21 protein-coding genes are annotated in these 21,251 nt (G+C 68.3%); 8 read left to right on the top strand and 13 right to left on the bottom strand.

The features are described from left to right. The first annotated feature begins 12 nt into the window (after positions 1-12). The gene (locus tag VN11_RS11825) at positions 13-1,440 is read left to right on the top strand and encodes a hypothetical protein (protein ID WP_053449861.1); all 1,428 of its coding nucleotides are present in this window, start codon (positions 13-15) and stop codon (positions 1,438-1,440) included. Here VN11_RS11825 and VN11_RS11830 read toward each other — a convergent pair. Beyond that, positions 1,437-2,615 carry a low temperature requirement protein A gene (locus VN11_RS11830; protein ID WP_053449862.1) on the bottom strand — a complete coding sequence of 393 codons (1,179 nt, stop codon included), beginning with the start codon at positions 2,613-2,615 and terminating at the stop codon, positions 1,437-1,439. The genes VN11_RS11825 and VN11_RS11830 overlap by 4 nt on opposite strands. Positions 2,616-2,624: 9 nt before the next feature. Further along, positions 2,625-2,891, bottom strand: a complete 267-nt coding sequence (locus VN11_RS11835; protein ID WP_008265432.1) for a hypothetical protein — start codon at positions 2,889-2,891, stop codon at positions 2,625-2,627. Between the two features lie 202 nt (positions 2,892-3,093). Between VN11_RS11835 and VN11_RS11840 the strand changes: the two genes are divergently transcribed. The 4 genes from VN11_RS11840 (at position 3,094) to blaL1 (ending at position 7,933) form a co-directional block, all read left to right on the top strand. Further along, on the top strand, positions 3,094-3,618 hold the full coding sequence (locus tag VN11_RS11840) for an RNA polymerase sigma factor (RefSeq protein ID WP_053449863.1): 525 nt from the start codon (positions 3,094-3,096) through the stop codon (positions 3,616-3,618). Further along, complete coding sequence (locus VN11_RS11845; RefSeq protein WP_053449864.1) at positions 3,615-4,466, top strand: FecR family protein; 852 nt, start codon at positions 3,615-3,617, stop codon at positions 4,464-4,466. Before VN11_RS11840 ends, VN11_RS11845 begins: the two co-directional genes overlap by 4 nt. Before the next feature lie 81 nt (positions 4,467-4,547). Beyond that, positions 4,548-6,965, top strand: a complete 2,418-nt coding sequence (locus tag VN11_RS11850; protein ID WP_053449865.1) for a TonB-dependent receptor domain-containing protein — start codon at positions 4,548-4,550, stop codon at positions 6,963-6,965. A gap of 95 nt (positions 6,966-7,060) precedes the next feature. Further along, a complete protein-coding gene (blaL1, locus tag VN11_RS11855; RefSeq protein ID WP_053451316.1) occupies positions 7,061-7,933 on the top strand; it encodes a L1 family subclass B3 metallo-beta-lactamase in 873 nt (290 codons plus the stop codon). Positions 7,934-8,030: 97 nt separating this feature from the next. Here blaL1 and VN11_RS11860 read toward each other — a convergent pair whose 3' ends face one another. After that, complete coding sequence (locus tag VN11_RS11860; RefSeq protein ID WP_080374924.1) at positions 8,031-8,570, bottom strand: DUF411 domain-containing protein; 540 nt, start codon at positions 8,568-8,570, stop codon at positions 8,031-8,033. A gap of 476 nt (positions 8,571-9,046) precedes the next feature. After that, complete coding sequence (locus VN11_RS11865) at positions 9,047-11,332, bottom strand: FdhF/YdeP family oxidoreductase (RefSeq protein WP_053449866.1); 2,286 nt, start codon at positions 11,330-11,332, stop codon at positions 9,047-9,049. Between the two features lie 245 nt (positions 11,333-11,577). Between VN11_RS11865 and fdhD the strand changes: the two genes are divergently transcribed. Next, positions 11,578-12,426, top strand: a complete 849-nt coding sequence (gene fdhD / locus VN11_RS11870; protein WP_053449867.1) for a formate dehydrogenase accessory sulfurtransferase FdhD — start codon at positions 11,578-11,580, stop codon at positions 12,424-12,426. Between the two features lie 39 nt (positions 12,427-12,465). Here fdhD and VN11_RS11875 read toward each other — a convergent pair whose 3' ends face one another. Further along, positions 12,466-13,002, bottom strand: a complete 537-nt coding sequence (locus VN11_RS11875) for a carboxymuconolactone decarboxylase family protein (protein WP_053449868.1) — start codon at positions 13,000-13,002, stop codon at positions 12,466-12,468. 106 nt (positions 13,003-13,108) lie between these two features. On the opposite strand from VN11_RS11875, the gene VN11_RS11880 reads away from it, so the two are divergent. Continuing rightward, positions 13,109-13,987: an AraC family transcriptional regulator gene (locus VN11_RS11880; protein ID WP_053449869.1), complete on the top strand. Its 879-nt coding sequence runs from the start codon at positions 13,109-13,111 to the stop codon at positions 13,985-13,987. A gap of 87 nt (positions 13,988-14,074) precedes the next feature. Here VN11_RS11880 and VN11_RS11885 read toward each other — a convergent pair whose 3' ends face one another. The 8 genes from VN11_RS11885 to VN11_RS11920 form a co-directional block, all read right to left on the bottom strand. Further along, positions 14,075-14,632, bottom strand: a complete 558-nt coding sequence (locus VN11_RS11885; protein ID WP_053449870.1) for a TetR/AcrR family transcriptional regulator — start codon at positions 14,630-14,632, stop codon at positions 14,075-14,077. 4 nt (positions 14,633-14,636) lie between these two features. Next, positions 14,637-16,169: an MFS transporter gene (locus tag VN11_RS11890; RefSeq protein WP_053449871.1), complete on the bottom strand. Its 1,533-nt coding sequence runs from the start codon at positions 16,167-16,169 to the stop codon at positions 14,637-14,639. A gap of 154 nt (positions 16,170-16,323) precedes the next feature. Beyond that, positions 16,324-17,070: a hypothetical protein gene (locus VN11_RS11895; RefSeq protein ID WP_053449872.1), complete on the bottom strand. Its 747-nt coding sequence runs from the start codon at positions 17,068-17,070 to the stop codon at positions 16,324-16,326. Next, complete coding sequence (locus tag VN11_RS11900; protein ID WP_053449873.1) at positions 17,070-17,696, bottom strand: DUF3299 domain-containing protein; 627 nt, start codon at positions 17,694-17,696, stop codon at positions 17,070-17,072. Before VN11_RS11900 ends, VN11_RS11895 begins: the two co-directional genes overlap by 1 nt. Further along, complete coding sequence (locus tag VN11_RS11905) at positions 17,686-18,246, bottom strand: DUF3299 domain-containing protein (protein WP_053449874.1); 561 nt, start codon at positions 18,244-18,246, stop codon at positions 17,686-17,688. The genes VN11_RS11900 and VN11_RS11905 overlap by 11 nt, the downstream gene beginning before the upstream one ends. A 2-nt stretch (positions 18,247-18,248) precedes the next feature. Further along, positions 18,249-19,502 (bottom strand): ABC transporter permease, encoded by a 1,254-nt coding sequence (locus VN11_RS11910; protein ID WP_053451318.1) that lies wholly within the window; start codon positions 19,500-19,502, stop codon positions 18,249-18,251. Continuing rightward, positions 19,495-20,190 carry an ATP-binding cassette domain-containing protein gene (locus tag VN11_RS11915; RefSeq protein WP_053449875.1) on the bottom strand — a complete coding sequence of 232 codons (696 nt, stop codon included), beginning with the start codon at positions 20,188-20,190 and terminating at the stop codon, positions 19,495-19,497. Before VN11_RS11915 ends, VN11_RS11910 begins: the two co-directional genes overlap by 8 nt. Next, on the bottom strand, positions 20,187-20,720 hold the full coding sequence (locus tag VN11_RS11920; protein ID WP_053449876.1) for a ZrgA family zinc uptake protein: 534 nt from the start codon (positions 20,718-20,720) through the stop codon (positions 20,187-20,189). The genes VN11_RS11915 and VN11_RS11920 overlap by 4 nt, the downstream gene beginning before the upstream one ends. 32 nt (positions 20,721-20,752) lie before the next feature. On the opposite strand from VN11_RS11920, the gene VN11_RS11925 reads away from it, so the two are divergent. After that, complete coding sequence (locus VN11_RS11925; RefSeq protein ID WP_053449877.1) at positions 20,753-21,229, top strand: MerC domain-containing protein; 477 nt, start codon at positions 20,753-20,755, stop codon at positions 21,227-21,229. Positions 21,230-21,251 lie beyond the last annotated feature (22 nt).

Consider the following 21,251-nt stretch of genomic DNA (forward strand, 5'->3'; position numbering starts at 1 on the left):
TAAGGAACTGACATGAGAGATCTGAACGACGCGATTGCCGATGTCGAAACCGATATCGGCCAGGTGCAGGCACAACTGGCCACGCGCGGCGACCAGTGCCTGGACCTGGTCAAGGAGCAGGAAGCGCTGCACGACCGGGTCCGCGAAGACTTCAATGCACTGGCCCGCCTGCAGGCCGAGGCCGCCATTGATTCGCCGCCGATGGTAGCCAGGGACCTGCTGCAGCAGTCCAGCGCCGACCTGCAGCGCCGCGATCGCAAAGCGGCGGTGCTGGCCGACGAGCTGCAGGCGCTGCTGGACATCGAACAGTCGCTGCAGCAGCGCTCGCAGGAGGCCGTTGCCGCACGCGACGCCGCTGGCGGCCAGTGGCAGGCCCTGCAGAACCAGGTGGACACCACGCTGGAAGCGGAACCCACCTACAGGGTGCTGCAGGACGACCTGCAGCTGGCCGAGGCACGCGCCGACACGGTCGAACGCATGGCCGCCTCTGCGCAGTCGGAGCATGATGCCAAGGCCGGCGCCTACCAGGCCGACCCGATCTTCATGTACCTGCACCGTCGCAGCTTCGGCAGCGCGGCCTATCGCGGTTGGCCGCTGGTGCGCACGGTCGATGGCTGGCTGGCCGAGCTGTGCGGCTTCGACCGTGCCCGTCGCGAGTACGCCACGCTGGTCGAGCTTCCGCCCTATCTGCAGGAGCATGCCGGACGGGCCCGTGCCGACGTCGAGGCGGCCCGCCAGCCGGTGCAGCAGGCCCGCGACGCCGCCCTCGCCGACGCCGGCGGCGACCCGCTGCGCCAGCAGTTGCAGACGGCACAGAGCGCAGTGGCGCAGGCGCTGTTGGCTGAGCAGCTGCATCGGCAGACCGTGGATGCCAAGCAGGCACAGATCAATGGTTTCCGCAGTTGGACCGATGCCGAAGGCGGCGCCCTGCTCACCGCGCTGGCGCGCACGCTGTCGGCCAAGAGCATGGACGACCTGTACCGACGCGTCGCCGCCACTGCCTCCGGCGAGGACGATGCCGTGCTCGAACGCATCCATCGCAGTCGCCTGCGCCTGGGCGAGATCGATGGCATGGTGGGCGAGCACACCCGCGAAATGGCCGTGCTGAAGAAGCGCCTGGACAGCCTGCAGGCTGCGCGCAGGAGCTACCAGGCCGCTGCGGATATCGAGCGTCAGGCGTACGAGGCACCGAGCTACCGGGCCGCCGCCCCGGCCACCGTCGCCGCATCCTTCTTCAGCACCACCAGCAGCCGAAGCACCACCCGCTCCTCTGGCAGCCTGTTCGACCTGCTTGCGGGCGGATCCAGCAGTTCAAGCTCTCGTTCAAGCTCCAGCTCGAGTTCGAGTTCGAGTTCAAGCTCCAGTTCCAGCGGCAGCAGCTTCCAGAGCGGTGGTGGCATCAGTGGTGGCGGTGGCTTCAAGACCGGCGGCGGGTTCTAGCCCTCCACCTGCCGGGTGCGCCGCTTCATCCGCGTATCCAGCAGGCCGACGCCCAGCAGCACCAGGCTGGTCAGCCATCCGGCGGCCAGCAGGTGCAGCCACGGCAACAGCAGGCCCAGCACCAGCAGCGCCGCGGCGCCCAGCAGGTGCGAGCGCGGCGTGTGTCCATAGACCACGCGCTTGTACAGGGCGCTGCCCAGCAGATAGATCAACGGCCCGGCCACCATCACGGTGGCGTACACCGTGCTGACGGCTGCACCCGGATGGTCCATCACCAGGTCGTTGCCCACCGCTGTGGCGATGATGCCGGCGATCAGCAAGGCATGCACGTAATGGAAGTTGGCGCCCATCCGCCCGGGGTCTTCGGCATGGGTGATGGCCTCGGTGGCATCGCGGCTGGAGATGCCGAAGTACAGCCACCACATGGCGATCGTGCCAGCGAACGTGGCCAGCACCGCCGAGACCACTTCGCCGCTCCAGTGCTCGACTTCACTGAGCACGCCGCCGGTGGCCAGCAGGGTTTCGCCCAACGCCACGATGACGAACAGCTGGCAGCGTTCGGCCAGATGCCCGCCCTCGATGGTCCAGTCGCGGGTGTGCGAACGGCCCATGCCCGGGAACGCGAAACCGAACATCGGCGAGATGTACTCGCAGGCCACCGCCACCGCCCACAACGCCAGGCGCAGAGAGCCATCGGCCGCGGCACCGACCAGCCAGAAGCACGCCGAAACGCTGACCCAAGCCAGCATACGGCGGAAGTTGGGCGCCAGCGGATGGTTGCGGCCGACCTCGAACAGGACGAATGCCGTGCGCCCCACCTGCATCGTGGCGTAGGCCCCGGCGAACATCCAGGCCCGGTCGGCAAACGCCTCGGGAATGGACGAGGACATCAGCAGCGCCAGCAGCATGGTGGCAAACAGCAGGCCGCGGATGCGCGGCGCCTGCGGGTCGAACCAGTTGCTGACCCAGCAGGCGTACTGCCAGCCCAGCCAGACCGCGAACCACAGCACCAGGGTCTGCAGCACGCCGGCCAGATCAAGGTGGTGCAGCAGGTGGTGGCTGAGCTGGGTGACCGCGAACACGTAGACCAGGTCGAAGAACAGTTCTTCGTAGGTCACGCGGGCATGGTGGCCATCGCGATGGCGCAGCGCGGGCAGGCGCAGTCGGGTGCTCATGGCGGGCCTTCAGCGCGCCAGGCGCCAGTACAGCAGGCCCGCCAGCAGTGCCGGCACGGCGAACACCAGCAGCAGGATCGGCAGTTCTTCGCGCACCGCGTAGCCCGCCTTGCTGACCCCTATCCACATGTTGGCCACCGAGACCAGCAGCCAGGTGGCGATGAACGCGATCAGCGCGGCAGGCAGCTGCGAGCTGCCCACGCTCCAGAGCCGGCCGAACAGCAGGAACACGCCCAGCAGCAGGACGCCAGCGGTGATCACCAGAAGCACATGCATGTAACGATCTCCTTGAGCCTGCTGGCAGGCTAGCCCGGGCCGATTCTGCGCTCCAGCCGATGATCGTGGTTTCACCTTCCAGCCGCTGCGAACAATCAATGGCTGCCGGGACATAGCAAACGCGAACGGTTCCCATTAGTATTGCGTCATCGTGCAGGGATGCCCTCCCTGCAGCCGCCCCTCGCCCCTGTTGCCGGTCCGGATGTCCCAGCTGCCCTCGCCTCACCCACCTGCGCTGCCGCTGGTGTCTTCGCTGGCGCGCCACTACGAGGAACTGGTGGACTACCTGCGCCGCCGCTTCCGCTCGCCCGGACTGGCCCGCGAGGTGGTGCACGACGTCTGCGTGCGCCTGCTGGAGCGCCCGCCGCTGCACGATGCACGGCAGCCGATCGCGCTGCTGCGCCGGATCGCGCATGACGCGGCGGTTGATCGCTGCCGCGCCGAAGATCTTCGCCGGCACTGGGTGGAAGCGCGAGCCGAGCTGCCGGACGATGCCTGCCCCCGGCCCGGGCCCGAGCAGCAGGCCCAGGGCCTGCAGGCGCTGCAGCAATTGAGCGCGACCATCGAGCGCATGCCGTGCCGGCGCCAGCAGGTGTTCATCCTGCACAAGATCCACGCACTGCCCCAGGCCGAGGTCGCGCTGCGGATGGGTATCGGCCTGAAGGCGGTGGAACGCCACCTGCGCCTGGCCATGGCCGACTGCCGCCGGCAGGCCATGCAGCAATGAGGCGTACACCCGGGCCTCCCACGCGGCCGCAGCCGTCGCAGGCTGCCACCACCGATGAACTGCTCGACCAGCATCGCGATGCGCTGAAGGAACGGTTTCCGCTGCCGGATCCGAAAACGCTGCAGCGTCGTCGCGGCGGCCGTGCCGCCAAGGTCGTGCTGCCCGCACTGGCGCTGATGGCCGGCGCGCTGTTGCTGGTCGATCCGGCCTGGCAGGTGCAGGACCATCGCACGGCGGCAGGCGAACGCCGCGCACTCGATCTGGCCGACGGCAGCCACCTGCTGCTCGATGCCGGCACCCACTTGCAGGTGCGTCGCCACCTGCGTTCACGGCAGGTGGTGTTGATCCAGGGGCGCGCCCGCTTCCAGGTACAGCATTCGGCATGGCGACGCTTCGAGGTCGATGCCGGACCGGTGCGCGTGCGCAACTACGGCACGGTGTTCGATGTGGATCGCCAGGGCGATCTGAGCGAAGTGACCCTGTGGCGCGGCGAGGTGGGGGTACGCGCCGAGGGCAGCGATGCCGAGCAGCGCCTGAAGCCCGGCCAGCGCCTGCTGGCGCAGCCGGGGTCGATCTCTCCGCCCGAGGCGATCGACACCGACCCGGCCGACTGGACCACCGGGCGGCTGCAGTTCGATCGGCTGCCGCTGGTGGAGGTGTTGCGGATCCTGCAGCGCTATCACGACCGTCCGATCGTGCTGGATGACCCCACGCTGGGCCCGCTGCAGGTGTCCGGCGTGTTCGACGCCGACCGCGCCGACACCGCCGTGGCACTGTTGCCGGAGATCCTGCCGGTACAGGTGCACGCCGCCGCCGATGGCAGCCTGCACCTGCGCAGGCGCGATTGATCGCCATTGATCGCCTTCGCAAGGGTGGGTTGTGCGCCGTCCCATCCGGCAGGTGCGTGAACCCCTCCGAAGGACCCCCGAATGACCCGCCCTGTTTCGCCCGCCGCACTGCGTCGGCTGGCTCCCTCCCTGCTCGCCGCCTGCCTCTGCGCTGCCCTGCCCGCCGCCGCGCAGGCCGCCGCGCCTGCGCCGATGGAGCTGCATCTGCCCGCCGGCCCGCTGCAGGCCTCGCTCAACACGCTGGCGCGGCAGAGTGGCATCCAGCTGCTGTTCGCCGCCGACAGCGTGAGCGGCCGCACGGCCCCGGCGCTGGATGGCCGCTACACCCCGCGCGACGCCCTGCAGCGGCTGTTGGCGGGACAGGGCCTGGCCCTGCAGGAACGTTCGCCGGGCGTCTTCGTGGTCAGCGCCGCGCCAGCGCCGGCAAAGGCCAACGCCCCGGCGCGGGCGGCCGCAGGTGCCGCGCCGACCTCGCTGGCCCGCGTCACGGTATCGGCCTCGACCGCGCGCATGCCGCAGGGCGAGACCGCCATGCCCAACACCATCACCGTGCTCACCCGCGAAGACATCGCGCAGCAGCTGGCGCTGGGTTCGGACGTCTCGCGCGTGCTGTCCTCGCAGATTCCGGCCTTCGCGCCGGCGCGCGAGAAGATGTCCAACTACGGTGAAACGATGCGCGGCCGCGGTATCCTGTACATGGTCGATGGCGTACCGCAGTCGACGCCGCTGCGCGATGGTTCGCGTGACTCGCACACCATCGACCCGGCGATGATCGAACGCATCGAGGTCATCCATGGTGCCAACGCGCTGCAGGGCATCGGTGGCACCGGCGGCATCGTCAACATCATCACCCGCAGTGCGCCCAGCGAGCCCGGTGCGTTCCTGCTCGACACCCACATCAGCTACAGCAGCGCCCTGCCCAGCCGCCGCGATGACAGTGGCCAGCGCGGTTCTGCGCTGGTCGGTGTGCGCGGCGAGCAGTTCGACCTGGTCGCCGGCCTGGCCTATGAGAAGCAGGGCCTGTTCCATGATGGCGAGGGCCGTTCGATCGGCACCAATGCGCAGGGCGAACTGATGGATTCGACCTCGTCGAACGTGTTCGCCAAGCTGGGCTGGAACCTGGCCGAGGGCCATCGCCTGCAGCTGATGGCCAACCGCTACGAACTGCGTGGGCTGGACAATTACCTGGCGGTCAACGGTGATTACCGCACCGGTCGGCCGACGATTTCGGTGCGCGGTGACACGCCGCTGGAGCCGCCGATGAACCGCTCGCGCTCGCTGACCCTGGACTACAGCGCCGCCGACCTGCTCGGTGGCCGTTTCCAGGCGCAGGCCTTCGCGGTCGATTTCGAGGGCCGCTATGGCGCCAGCCAGTGGGACCCGTGGGGCAACACCGGCGCCAATGCTGCGTGGGACCAGACCCAGAACGAATCGGACAAGCGCGGCTTCAAGCTGACCCAGAGCTGGACCCGCATCGACGACACCACGCTGGACGTGACCCTGGGCCTGGACGGCCTGCGCGACCGCACCCACCAGGTGCTGCTGGCCAGCGGCATGAACTGGGTGCCGCAGACCACCTACCAGAGCCTGTCGCCACTGCTGCAGCTGCATTGGTGGCCGACCGACCACCTGATGCTGTCCGGCGGCCTGCGCTACGAGAAGGGCGAGCTGGAAGTAGGCGACTACACCACCCTGCCCCGCTATGGCGCGCGCAAGGTGACCGGCGGCAAGCCGACCATGAGCGAGACCCTGCCCAACTTCGGCGCGGTCTGGTACATCAATGATCGCCTCAATGCGTACGCCTCCTACTCGGAGGGTTACACGGTGGCCGACGTCGGCCGCGTGCTGCGCGCGATCAACCGTGACGGCCAGCGCGTGGACAGCCTGATCGACCTGTCCCCGGTCGTGTCGGACAACCGCGAAATCGGGCTGGAGTACGACGATGGCCGCTTCAGCGGTGACATCGCCTACTACACCTCCGAATCCAAGCTCGGCTCGGTGCTGGTCTACGACCCGGGCATCGACGCTTATGCCGTGCAGCGCCAGGCCACCCGCGTGGAAGGCTTCGAGACCAACCTGCGCCTGCGCCTGGGCGACAGCCGCCTCGGCCTGGGCTACGCACGCGCCAACGGCCGCTACGACGCCAACCTCGATGGCCGCCTCGACAGCGATCTGGCCGGCGTCAACATCGCGCCGAACCGTCTGACCGCGTTCTGGGAGCAGAACTGGACGCCGCAGCTGAGCACGCGCCTGCAGGCCAGCCGCGCATTCGACCGCGACTTCGACCTGCAGGGCGCGCGGGTAGCCGAGTTCAAGGGCTACACCACCATGGACCTGGTCGCGCGCTATGCACTGGACAAGCACAGCTTCACCCTGGGCGTGCAGAACCTGGCCAACAGGCAGTACATCAGCTACTACTCGCAGACCACGCCGTCGAACCCGAGCTACTTCTCCGGCCGTGGGCGGGTGCTGACGCTGGGGTGGCAGTACCGGTACTGATCCATGGCGCCCTTATGGGAGCCATGAAATCTATGCGGAACGTGATGAAGGAGGCCCGTGCTAGTTTCTGGGCCTCCTTCAAACGGACCTGGACCATGCGCTCTTCCCTGCTCGCCCTCACCCTGGCTGCTGCACTGCCGGCCGCCCACGCGGCGGCCGCCGAAACACCGCTGCCGCAGCTGCGGGCATACACCGTGGATGCGTCCTGGCTGCAGCCGATGGCACCGCTGCAGATTGCCGACCACACCTGGCAGATCGGCACCGAGAACCTGACCGCGCTGCTGGTACAGACCAGCGAAGGCGCGGTGCTGCTGGACGGCGGCATGCCACAGATGGCCGGCCACCTGCTGGACAACCTGAAGGCGCGCGGCGTGGCAGCGCAGGACCTACGGCTGATCCTGCTCAGCCATGCACATGCCGACCACGCCGGCCCGGTGGCGGAACTGAAGCGTCGTACCGGAGCACGCGTGGTCGCCAACGCAGAATCAGCGGTCCTGCTGGCACGCGGCGGCAGTGATGACCTGCACTTCGGTGATGACATCACCTATCCGCCGGCCAGCACTGACCGCATCATCATGGATGGCGAAGTGGTCACCGTGGGCGGCATCGCGTTCACCGCACACTTCATGCCCGGGCACACCCCCGGCAGCACGGCCTGGACCTGGACCGATACGCACGAGGGCAAGCCGGTGCGCATCGCCTATGCCGACAGCCTGAGCGCGCCGGGCTACCAGCTGCGTGGCAACGTCCGCTATCCGCGTTTGATCGAGGACTACACGCGCAGCTTCGCCACCGTGCGCGGGCTGCCCTGCGACCTGCTGCTGACGCCACACCCGGGCGCCAGCCACTGGGACTATGCCGCCGGCAGCAAGGCAGGTGCCAAGGCACTGACCTGCAAGGCCTACGCGGATGAGGCCGAAAAGAAATTCGACGCACAGCTGGCCAAGGAAACGGTCCGGGCCCGTTGATTCCGTAGAGTCGAGCTTGCTCGACTGAAGCGAAGAACAGTCGAGCACAGCTCGACTCTACAAAGAGCAAGCCGAGCGTGGGCTCGGCTCTACAAGGTCAGCCGTCCTGCCCATGCTCGGCGAACGCTTCGATGCTGCCATCGGTACGCACCAGCTCGACGGTATACGGCTGCACGTAGCCATCCGGCATTTCCATGCCCGGCGAACCGGCCGGCATGCCCGGCAGCACCAGACCGCGCGCCGCCGGGCGCTCGGCCAGCAGGCGCTTGATGTCCTCGGCGGGCACGTGGCCCTCGACCACGTAGCCGCCGATCTCGGCGGTATGGCAGGAGCCCTTGCCGACCGGCACCCCCAGCCCGACCTTGATCGGGTTCATGTCATCGGTATCGCGCACCTCCACCTGGAAGCCTTCGGCCTTCAGGTGGTCGACCCAGATGCCGCAGCATCCGCAGCTGGCGGTCTTGTGCACGACAGCGATCGGCAATGCGGGATCGATCGAGGCCGGGCTGGCCGTGACGGGTGCCGCCGGGGCCTGCCCTGCAGACGACGCAGCGGTGGCGTCTTCAGCAGCGCGTGCGCAGGCGGCGGTGGCAAGCACAGTGCCCAGCAGCAGGCCGAGGGAGAGAGAACGGTTCATGGGTTGATTCCTTTGCAGATGCGGGCAGTACCGCCCGCCACCGGCGCATCAATGGCACAGGCAGGGTCGTAAGTAGAATGAGCAGCCATGGCAGGCGCTTGCGCGCCTGCAGGAATCAATCGATGGGTGGCCGCAACGGGTCCGGCAAAGGCGGCGGCGCGCGTTGCGCCGCGTTGAACGGCATAGGCGCCTCGCGCCAGGGCGACGCGGGCGTTCCATTCAACGTGGCCAGCATGCCCAGGCAGGCCGGTGGGCATTCGCACTCACCGCTTGCGCAGAGCGTTGATGCCGCTTCGTCGCAGCATCCGTCCATGGCAGTGGAATGCGGGGCGACGCAATGCCCTGCTGTAGGCACCGATGCATCCGGCAACGACGCAAGCGCCAGCGCCGGTGCATTCAGCACCAGGGCAACAAGCAGCATCCATCGCAGCAGCAGGCCAGGCAGGTTCACGCGTCGATGATAGCCGATGCGCGCATCAGGTCATCGACGCCGCCATCGCACGCATCCTTACCGGAATCGACTTGGCCGCCGGGGTGCCGCTGATGCGGTCGTAGTAGTCCAGCGGCAACAGTGGATTCAGTTCGGGGTAGTAGCCGGCCAGCGCGCCGCGCGGCATCGGGTAGTCCAGCACGGTCAGGCCATCGATGCGCCGGCTCACACCATCGCGGCTGATCGTCTCCAGGCTGACCTGCGCCTCCTTCTGCAGCCCACGCGCCAGCCGGTCCTCGATGTTCATGAACAGCACCATGCGATCGTTGTACACGCCGCGGTAGCGGTCGTTGTAGCTGTAGATGGTGGTGTTGTACTGGTCGTGCGAGCGCACCGTGGCCAGCCGCAGCATCTCGGGGTCATCCACCGGCTCGTCCACGTCCAGGCCGGGCATCACCAGGATGTTGGCCTTGCCATTGGGGGTGGGCCACACGCGGCGGCGCGGCGGAATATCCAGATGGAAGCCGTGCGGCTGCTGGATGCGCTGGTTGAAGCCGGTGTAGATCTCCGGGTACACCGCCGCGATCAGGTCGCGGATGGGGGTGTAGTCGTGCATGCACGCGGCCCAGTCGACCTTGCTGCCAGGCAGCGTTGCCATCGCCATGCGGCAGACGATCTCGACCTCGGGCAGCACCTCGGCACTGACCGGTTCCAGCACACCGCGTGATGCGGTCACGTTCGACATCGCATCCTCGATGGTGACGAACTGCTCGCCGGCCGGTGTCACGATACGTTCCGAGCGCGCCACCACCGGCAGGATCAACGCATCGCGGCCATGCACCAGATGCCCGCGATTGAGTTTGGTGGCGATGCCGACGGTCAGCTCCAGGCCGCGCATCGCCTCATAGGCACGCGCCGTATCAGGCACGGCATGGATGAAATTGCCACCCAGCCCGATGAACACCTTGGCGCTGCCGTCCAGCATCGCTTCGATCGACTCGACCACATGGTGGCCGTGCTCACGTGGCGGATCGAAGCCGAACACCTGCTGCACGCGGTCCAGGTAGGCCGGCTTGGGCTTCTCGTCGATGCCGACGGTGCGGTCACCCTGCACGTTGGAGTGGCCGCGGATCGGCCCGATGCCGGCACCGGGCTTGCCGAAGTTGCCGCGCAGCATCAGCAGGTTGGCCACCTGCTGCAGCAGGCGCGAGCCGTACTGGTGCTGGGTCAGGCCCATGCCGTAACAGATCACGGTGGCGTTGGAGCGGATGTAGATCTCCGCACAGCGGCGGATCTGCGCTTCGGAGATGCCGGAAACGCGAACGAGATCGTCCCAGTCCTGCGCCATCACATCGTCGCGCAGCGCATCCAGGCCCACGGTGTGTTCGGCCAGGAAGTCGTGGTCGAGCACACGCTCGCCCTGCGCCTCGCGTTCAAACATCACCCTCATCATGCCCTTGATCAGCGCCAGGTCGCCGCCGATGCGGATGTGCACGAACTCGCTGCTGATTTCGGTGGAACCCAGCGTGGCCATCTGCACCACGTCCTGCGGCTCGGCGAAGCGGATCAGCGCGCGCTCGGGCATCGGATTGACCGCCACGATCGGGATGCCACGTTTCCGCGCTTCGACCAGGTTGCTCATCATCCGCGGCGAATTGGTGCCGGTGTTCTGGCCGATCACGAAGATCGCCTCGGCGTGCTCGAAGTCCTGCAGCACGATGGTGCCCTTGCCCACGCCGATGGCCGGTGGCAGCCCACGGCTGGTCGGCTCGTGGCACATGTTCGAGCAGTCCGGGAAATTGTTGGTGCCGAACTCGCGCACGAAGATCGAGTACAGGAACGCCGCTTCGTTGGGCGTGCGGCCGGAGGTATAGAACTCGGCCTGGTGCGGGCTGTCCAGCGCCTGCAGATGGCGGCCGATCAACGCGAAAGCCTCGTCCCAGCTGCACGGCACGTAGTGATCGGTGGCCGCGTCGTAGCGCATCGGCTCGGTCAGCCGGCCCTGCATCTCCAGCCAGTAGTCGGTCTGCGCCATCAGTTCGGTGACGGTGTACTGGGCGAACAGCTCACGCCCGGCACGGAACTGGGTGGCTTCCCAGGCCAGCGCCTTGGCGCCGTTCTCGCAGAATTCCAGCTTCCTGCGCTCGTCGGCATCGGGAAACGCACAGCTCGGGCACTTGAAGCCGCCCGGCTGGTTCATCGCCAGCAGCGCCTTGGAGCCCTTGCCGATCACGCTCTGCTGCAGCAGCACCTTGGCGGTGGCGCCGGCGGCGCCCCAGCCACCGGCCGGCTGGTTGTAGGGCTTGTAGCGCGGTGGCTTCTGCTCGGACATGTTCGGGAACCTGGCGGGAGGAACGCAACAACAGAACGGCGCGGAATGCGGGCGTGCTGCCATTCGGCCGCTCGCCAAGCCCTACAGTCAAGCATGGTCCACGCGACGGCGCCAGAGGCTGGAACCGATTGCAGCACAGCGTGTCATGACAACGGTTACCACCGCGTCAGCGCGCGGCCACTGCGCTATTCTCGATGCCGTGGGTGGTCCACCACCTGCGTTTCCCTCTTGCCCGGACACGCTGAATGCCTGACTCCACCCCGCCGCACACCCCGCCTGCCGGCACGGCCCAGCGCCCGATGCAGCGCTGGCGCAGCGAGGGGCAACAGCAGCAGGTCGACGTGGTGGCCGAGGAAGTGCCGGTCGCGATGCGCTACAACGGCGCCGCCTTCGCGGTGATGATGGCTACCCCCTGCGACCTGGAAGATTTCGCGCTGGGCTTCTCGCTCAGCGAGGGATTGATCACCGCGCCGTCGCAGCTGGTGACCATCGATGTGCGGCCACAGCTGGAGGGCATCGAGCTGCAGATGACCGTGACCGACGACGCACCCGGCGCCGATCTGGACCCGGCCAACGGACGCCTGCTGCCGGGCCGTGGCGGCTGCGGTCTGTGTGGCACGCGGCAACTGGAGGACGTGCTGCGTCCGCTGCCGCAGATCCGCGGACGCCGCACCTATCCGCATGCCGCGCTGCAACGGGCATTGGCCACCCTGTCGCAACACCAGCCGATGAACGAAGTCAGTGGTTCCACCCACGCTGCGGCCTGGGCCGACGCCAGCGGGCGGATCGGTTGGGTGCGCGAGGATGTCGGCCGGCACAATGCGCTGGACAAGCTGATCGGCGCGCTGCACCACAACGAGCACGTCATCGACGGCGGCCTGCTGGTGATCTCCAGCCGCGCCAGCTACGAGATGGTCAGCAAGGCGGTGCGCGCCGGCGCCAGCGTACTGGCCGCGGTCTCGGCGCCGACCGCGCTGGCGATCGACCTGGCCCGCAGTGCCGGGCTGTGCCTGGTCGGGTTCGCACGCGAGAACGGATTCAACGTGTATACCCATCCGGAGCGGCTGCAGACGCACGACGACACGGCGGTCTGAAACCGGCCGGGAGCACCTCGCCCCCGGCCGAGGCATGCCTCAGCGCAGTGCCACCTTCGGGAAGTCCACCGGCACGTCGAACGCTACGTTGACGTAGTTGGTGAACAGGTTGAGTGCTACATGGGCGAGAATTTCGACGATCAGCTCATCGTCGAAACCCGCCGCGCGCAGCGCCTGCACATCACCATCGGCGATCTGCGCGCGCTGCTCGACCACTTTCAGTGCGAAGTCCAGTGCGGCGGCCGTGGCCGGATCGCTGGACTGCCCGATCTGCGCGGCGGCCATCTGTTCGCCACTGGCGCCAGCCTTGCGACCCAGCGCGGTGTGTGCGGCCAGGCAGTACTCGCAGGCATTGCGGTTGGCAATGGCCACGGCGATCTGCTCGCCCAGCAACGGGGACAGGCGGCCAGCGCCCAGCGCACCGAACGCCCCCCACATGCTCTGCAGCGCGGCCGGGGAATTGGCCACGGCACGGAACATCGCCGGAGTGGCACCGAAGGCGGCATGCACCTGGCCCAGCAGGGCCTGGCGGTCGGCGGTGGTGGCGGATGCATCGATCAGGGGGACACGGGACATGGTGGATCTCCTTGGGAAAGCGCCCGGGATTGGACGACCCGGCCATCCTAGGTAGACTCCATGGACCTATCAGGCCATATCGGCCGCTCGTATTGTCCATTCGTCCATGAGCGCTTCTGCAACCCACACAGATACCTCCGCGCCTGACCGGCTGTCCTCGCTGCTGGAGCGCTTCCGCGTGCAGGCCGCGCTGTTCCACAGCGGGCCGCTGTGTGGACGTCACGTGTTCGCGCCGCAGCCCGGGCGCGCGTTCCTGCACATCCTTCGCCAGGGCGAGATGGAGGTCCGCCATCCCGATGGCGATACCGCACTGCCACGACTGAAGATCGACAGCCCCAGCCTGCTGCTGTACCCGCAGCCGCTGCACCACGTGTTCCACAACGCGCCGCTGGAGGGACCGGATTTCACCTGCGCCACGCTGGATTTCGATGGTGGTGCGCGCAATCCGATCGTGCAGTCACTGCCGCCGGTGATGGTGGTGCCGCTGGCTGCGATCAGCGAACTGGACGACACCCTGCACCTGCTGTTTGCCGAGGCTGATCGCCAACGCTGTGGTTCACGGCTGCTGACCAACCGCCTGTTCGAGGTGGCGTTGATCCAGATCCTGCGCTGGGTGGTCGATCACCCGGATGCGGCGGGTGTCAGCCATGGGCTGATGCGCGGCCTGTCCGATGCAAGGCTGGCGCGTACGCTGGTCGCGATGCACCAGGCGCCACAGCACGAATGGACGCTGCCGCGAATGGCTGCCACCGCCGGCATGTCGCGCAGCGCCTTCGCGGCAGTGTTCAAGGAGGTGATGCAGGCGACACCCGCGAGCTACCTGCTGGACTGGCGGCTGAGCCTGGCCTGCGCGCAGCTGCGTGCGGGCGTGGCGGTCAAGCAGGTCGCCATCGAGGTGGGGTTTGCCGATACCGCGTCGTTGTCGAAGGCCTTCCGCAAGCGGCTGGGGGCGTCGCCACGGGCGTGGTTGGCCGGCCTTGCCTGAAAGGCCGTCGAGCATGGCTCGACGCTACAGGGCAGCCGACCAGCGGTCGGCTCTACCAAGAGCAATGCTCGCGCGATGGCCGATGGCCTAGCTGGCCGCCCCATCGGACTTCGCCAGCAACCCGGCGATGCGTTCGGCGACCTGGGCACGCACGCTTTCATCCAGCTGCCCTTCGTACATCGCTTCGTAGATCCACAGGCCATCGGCCGCCAGCCGCGCCACGAAATTGTCCAGCGCGGCCGGGTCGTCCTGCCCGGGTGAAGGCGGCAACGGCGCCCAGCGTCGTACCGCCGGGCCCCACGGGCGCTCATCGGCATCCGGGTCGGCCGATTCGAGCATGAACATCAGCTCGGCACGGGTGGCGCTCTGCGACGACACCCGCACGAAGGTCTGGTAGCGCTCCAGCGCCGTCGCTTCGCCGGCGCGCTTGCCCAGCAGCGCTTCCATCGACGCTTCCCAGGCCTGCACCAGATGTTCGTCGATGCCACGCAGCAGCGCTTCGCGCGAGGGGAAGTGGTACAGCAGGCCGCCGCGGGTCAGCTGGGCCTCGGCCGCCACCGACTCGAAGGTCACCGCACGCACGCCGTCACGATTGATCACGTTGACGGCGGCGTCGAGGATGCGGTCGCGCTTGCTGGTTCTCATCGCATCATTTTACGCGATCGGCCGCACCCTCGCGGCTGCCGACGCGGCCGCGCAGCAGGCGCGCGATGATCGTCGCACCGACCGCCAGCATCACCGTGATCACCAGCAGTACGATCTGGTAGCCGCGGTCGTACGCGGCCGTGGCCAGCGTGAACCACTCGCCCTGCCCGCTCTCGCGTGCCACATGCAGGGCCTGGGTGAAGCCCTCGCGGGCCAGCGCCGGCATGTCGGCCGAGACCGGCAGGAAGGCGCTGTACATCGCCGCGCTCAGGCTGCCCAGCATCGCCACCGCCAGCAGGCCACCGAATTCGTAGGAGACTTCCTCCACCGACGAGGCCATGCCCGCACGGTGCGCCGGCACATTATTGAGGATGGCGGTGGACGCGACCGAGATGGCCGAGCCCATGCCGAAGCCGGTGATGGCCATGCCGGCCACCACCCAGCCCAGGCCATGCGGGAAGCCGAACGCGACCACGCCGACACCCACCGCGCCAGCGGCCAGGCCACCGCAGATCAGCGGACGCAGGCCGACCCGGTGCAGGATGCTGCCGCCCAGCAACGCGCTGGGCAGGCTGCCCAGCGCCGCCACCGAGACCAGCAGGCCCGCCTGCAACGGGGTGAAGCCCGCCACCAGCTGGAAGCGCTGGGTGGTGACCAGCTGCAGGCCGGCCATCGCGAACAGGGTGAACACCGCCGACAGCGTGCCGGCCAGGAACGCGGGATTGCGGAAGATCGCGAAGTCCAGCAGCGGGTACGGCAGCTGCTGCTGGCGCCGCGCGAACGCCGCACCGCTGATGACCGCCAGCAGCAGCGCGCCGGCGCCCAGCGCGTACGACGGCGGCGTGGCGATCAGCGACTTGATCGCCAACACCAACCCGGACAGCGCAGCCAGCGCCAGCACCGACGACACCAGATCCCATGGGCGCGAGGTATCGCGCTGGCCTTCCGGCGCCAGCAGCAGCGTGGCCACGAAGGCGACCAGCACCACCGGCACGTTGATCAGGAACACCGAGCCCCACCAGAAATGCTGCAGCAGCCAGCCACCGATGATCGGGCCGAGCGCGGCGCCGACGATCGCCACCGAGCCCCAGATCGCGATGGCGATGTTGCGCTCCCGCTCTTCATGGAAGCTCAGGCCGATCAGCGCCAGCGTGGCCGGCATCATCGCCGCCGCACCCACCGCCAGGAACGCGCGCGCGGCGATCAGCTGCGCCGCACTCTCCGCGAATGCCGCGGCCAGCGAGGCAACACCGAACACCACCAGGCCGATCAGGAACATGCGGCGGTGGCCGATGCGATCGCCGAGCGTGCCGGCGCCGAGCAGCAGGCCGGCCATCACCAGCGGATAGGCATTGATGATCCACAGTGCCTGGCCGGCACTGGCCGACAGTTCTTCAGTAAGTGTGGGCAGCGCGGTGTAGAGCACGGAGTTGTCCAGCGTGACCAGCAGCAGGCCGGCGGCCACGGTGAACAACAGCGCCCAGCGGCGGGCGCGCGACAGGGCCGGAGCACCGACCAAGGGCTGGGACAGAGCCATGGGGGAAACCTGATGAGGGTGAAGTGCCGCCATAACTATACCGGATATCCTGTATAGTTATAATCTTCACAATTGACCGATTCAGCTTCTGTAGAGGCACGCCTGCGCGACCGGGCGCCCCAGCCAGGCAGGGCCTGGCTCTACGGGTAAACACTCACCGGCAGTCTTCCGGCAATGCGGCCATCGCGGACACCACGGCCGCCTGCATGCCCTGCCCCACGGCCATGTCCAGCTCGCCGCCGATGCCGCCGTGCTGGCGGCGCAGTTCGTCCTCGCACAGGCCGCGCACCCGTGCACGTGCGTTGGCGCGCAGGCTGCTGCAGCGCCAATCGGTGCCGCCCAGCGGCAGCACCGAATACACCACGCTGTTGCAGGCATTGCCCGCACGCTGCTGCAACGACAGGCCAGCGAAGTCACGCGGTTCACTGCTGCGCTGCGGATCGAAGTAACTGTCGGGGAAGGTGCGCGCGTACTGCTCGATGTCCACGTCCATGCTGCGGCCCGCCGCCAGCGGCATCTGCAACGGCTGGCCACAGCGCAGGGCATCGGCGCGATGCTGGATGTACTGGTAGATCGGCCGGTCGAGCGTGGGATCCTGCTGGGTCACCGCGCTGACCGCCGCCAGCACCGGCAACGATGCGCGATTGGCCATGCGCGCCAACAGCCCCGCCTGTGCCGGCTGGCAGCGATCACGCAGCGTGGCCGCCAACAGGAACAGCACGTCGTTGCGAAAGGCCGGTTCCTCGATCATGCGCTGTTCGATGCGCTGGCGCGCGTCCGCTGCGGGCGCCGGGAACGCAATCGCCGGTGGCTCGGAGACCGCGGCACGCCGCTGCCACCACACGGCCAAGACCACGCCGCTCACCAGCACGCCCGCAACGATGAGCCAGCGCGCACGCATCAGTTATGGATCGCGGTCAGCGTTGCCGCTGCGGCATCGTAGGACGCGCTGGCGATATCCGCATCGAAGCGCTTCACCTGCAGGCGTCCCGCAAGCCGGTACGGGTCCCACAGGTCGCCCAGCGCGATTGGCGAGGCCAGGGTCACATGGATGATCTGGTTCGGCGGTGGTGGCGGCACATGGATGCACGCGCCGTAGAACGGCACGAACAGCAGTTCGTCGACCAGCCCGGCATCGTTGGTGCCCAACGGCACCACGTAGCCGTCCAGATCCACGGCACGGCCATCGGCGGCATCGACCACCTGCGACGAGCCGAACTGCCTGGCGCGGTCGGGGCTGGAATGGTCGATCTCCTGCCCCGGCGGTGTGCCGGAACCGGTGTCGTCGATCAAACCGCCCACGCCGTCCATGCCATTGCGTGACAGGCCGATCTGCGGCGGCGGCCGCTGATAGGTCACCTCATCGGGCCGCAGCGCGTCCCAACGGTTGATGGGGGCATCGGCCACCGTTGGCTGCGCGGAATGCGTGGTCTGCGCGGTGCTGACAGGTGCGGCGTTCGGCACCGGCTGCGTACAGCCAGCCAGGCACAGGCAGCCCACCAGCATGGCGACGTGCTCACGGTTCATAGGGCCTCAGGTGCGCATCGCGCATGGTGTAGGCAGAGCCGGCCAGGTCGTCGTCCAGCCGCTCCGCGCGCAGGGTGCCGGCCAGGAAGAACGGCGAATACATGTCCGGCATGTCGATCGGGCGTGGCAGCACCACGTGCACGATCTGGTTGGGCGGTGGCGGCGGCACGTGGATGCAGGCGCCGTAATACGGCACGAACAGGAACTCGGTCAGGCGCCCATCCTGCGCGTTGGCCAGCGGCACCACGTAGCCCGGCAGGCGCACCGGTCGTTCCAGTACCGCGTCCACGGTGCGGAAGGTGCCGAACTGCGGCATGCGCCGGTTGCCGTTGTGCTCGACCTCGGGGCCCTCGCCCCGCTCCAGCGCGGCCAGCTCATCACCAGGCATCATCTGCAGCCAGTCCAGCTCCTGTTCTTCAGCCGTGCCCGCAGCCACGGCGCCACTGCGGTCGATCACCGGCGACGGCGGCAGCGCCTGCACGCCGCTATCCACCGGCCGCTCGCAGGCAGCCAGGGACAGCAGCATCGGCAACATCCACAAGCAGCGCATGCTCAGCCTCCCGGCGACAGGCCATCGGCCAGCGTGCGCCGATAGGCCAGCAGCGCCGGCACCAGCCCGGCCGCCGCGCTGATCACCAGCACGCCTGCGGCCCAGGCCAGCTCGCGGCCGTCCGGCCAGACATGGGTGATCGACAGCCCGAAGCTGGTCAGCGCCCACGCGCGGCCCGCCAGGCTGGCCACGGCCAGCACCGCCAGCGCGAGCACGCAGGCGACCGCGCTGGTCGCCACCGCTTCAACCACCAGCAGGGCGGCGATGTAACCCGGCCGCGCACCGATCGCACGCAGTACGGCCATCTCGCGCCGCCGTTCCTGCAGGGTCGAAACCAGCAGCGCCACCAGCGACACCATGCCCAGCAGCACCACCATCGCGCTGATCAGCTGCAGGGCACGTTCGGCCGTGCCCAGCGACTGCCACAACTGCTGCAGGGTCACGCCCGGCAGGATCGCCAGCATCGCCTCGTCCGGGTACTCGTTGATCCTGCGCTGCACCGAGAAGGTGGCGATGCGCGAGTTCAGGCCAAGCATGAACGCCGTGATGCTGGTCGGGGTCAGATCCAGGTGACGCGCCTGCTCGGCGCTGACGCTTTGGCTGCGCAGCTGCACACCCGAGCGCCAATCCACATGGATCGCCTCGATGGCCGGCAGCGAGACCAGTACCGATGAATCCACCGGCGTACCGGTACGCTGCAGGATGCCGGCGACGCGGAACGGCTTGTCGGCATGGGTGGCCAGCGTAACCGCACCGGTGCCGTGGGCCAGCACGATCTCATCGCCGAGGCCGACCCGCTGCGCAGCGGCCACTTCGGCCCCGATCACCGCATCGTACAGATCGTCGAACGGCCGCCCCTGCGCGAACGCCAGCGCGTGACCGGCGCCGTAACGATAGTGATCGAAGTAGCCGCCACTGGTGCCGACCACGCGGTAGCCACGCCAGGAGTCACCCAGTGACAGCGGCACCGCCCACTTCACCTGCGGCAGCGCCGACAGCTCCTGGTAGGACTGCCAGGACACGTTGTTGGTTGGGTCACCGATATGGAACACCGAATACAGCAGCAGGTTCACCGGCCCCGAACGCGCACCGACGATCAGGTCGGTACCCGACACCGTGCTGGCGAAGCCCTCGTGCGCCTGTGCGCGCACGCGTTCAACGCCCAGCAACAGCACCACGCTGAGGGTGATCACCAGTACGGTGAGGCCAACGCTCAACGCGCGGCTGCGCAGGCTGGCCCAGGCAAGCTCAAGCATGGGCGCCACCTGCATGGTTGATCTCCGCCAGGGCAATCGTGCGGTCGAACAGCGGCTGCAGACCATCATCATGGCTGACCACCACCACGGTGGTGCCGGCCGCCTGGCATTGTGCGGACATCAACTGCAGGAAGGCCGTGGCGGCCTCCCGGTCCAGCGCCGAGGTCGGTTCATCGGCCAGCAGCACCGCCGGCCGGCCGATCAGCGCACGTGCGGCCGCCACGCGCTGCTGCTGGCCGACACTCAGAGTGCCCGCGCGCCGCTGCATCAGCGCCGGGTCCAGTTGCAGGGCGCCCAGCAGGCGCGCGATCTCGGCGTCCAGCGGCCCGCTGATGCGCTCGCTGCGCAGGCGCGAGAAGCGCAGGCCCAACGCAACGTTGTCGCGCACACTGAGGAACGGCAGCAGGTTGAACTGCTGGAAGATCACGCCCAGGTGGTCGGCGCGGAAGCGGTCGCGGCGGGCGCCTCGCATCGCCTGCAACGCCTGCCCGGCCACCTCGACGCGGCCCTTGCCAGGCAGCAGCACCCCGGCCAACAGACCCAGCAGCGTACTCTTGCCGCCACCACTGATCCCACGCAGCAGCACGCTGCTGCCCTGCTCGATCCACAGCTGCGGAATGTCCAGCACCAGGCGCAGGCCATAGCCGAACTGCACCTCATCCAGCCTGATCAGCGCAGCGCTGCTCACGGCGCCAGTACCACGCGCAGCTGGGTGGCGGTCAGCACGCTGCGGCCCTGGCCACGATCGGTTGCGGTGTTGACGATGACCTCGTGCAGGCCTGGGAACACGGCTGGCAGGCGCATCACCAGGGCGCGCAACGCCGCGGGATTGGCACAGCGGTACTGCAGGTTGGCGCTGAAGCCGGCGTGACGGTGCTGCCCGGCAGCCGGTGCCGCGGCGGTCGCATCGAAGCCCTCGGCGCTGGCATCGCTGCGGGCCAGCCGGCAATGCGCCGCCGTCGGCAGCGTTACCCAGCTGCCACTCTTCAGCACCGCGGTGGCGCGTGCCAGCGAAGCCCGCTCAGCGGCGTTGGCCGGCGGTCGCTCGAAATCGAGGATGCCGATACCCGGCGCCTGCAGGGCCAGTTCCAGCACGCCCTGATCGAGCGCGAGATCAACAGTGGCCTGGCCGTGCACGTGCGCACCGAGCTGGCGGACGTCATGGGCCTGCGCGGCGCTGGCAGCCAGCAGCAGGAAAAAAGCAGCGGGAAGCTTCATGGGGGAGACTCCAATTGTTACTATGTAACATTATGGACCATATCCCCTCGATGCCCGCAAGGGCCCTGGCCCAGCCGCCAGCTTCGGCACGCTGGCATCCCCGCCTCGATCTGGCCGGTGCCTGGCTGTCGCTGGCCTGCGCCGCCCATTGCGTCGCCCTGCCATTGCTGCTGGCGTTCGTGCCGGCCGCGATGATGGCGCTGCGCTCGTTCCAGCACCCCGGCCATGGCGCGATGACGCTGCTGCTGATGATGTCGCGCTGGGAGTGGCTGTTCGCGCTGGTGGCCTCGGCGCTGGCGCTGGCCAGCACCACGGCGGGGCTGCGCCGGCATGGTCGCAGGTGGCCGCTGCGGCTGGCCTGCGTGGGCGCCGGCCTGCTGCTGTCGGCGTCGCTGTACCTGCCGCTGAAGGAATCGCTGCTGTGGCATGGGGTGGCAACGGCCTGTGGTGGCGTGCTGCTGGCCTGTGCGCATATTGGCAACAGGCGCGCACTGCACCAGCACCGGTAGCGTTCCGAAGATGCCGGCCAGC

Origin of the sequence: Stenotrophomonas maltophilia (assembly GCF_001274595.1) — a bacterium.
Classification (GTDB): Bacteria; Pseudomonadota; Gammaproteobacteria; order Xanthomonadales; family Xanthomonadaceae; genus Stenotrophomonas; species Stenotrophomonas forensis.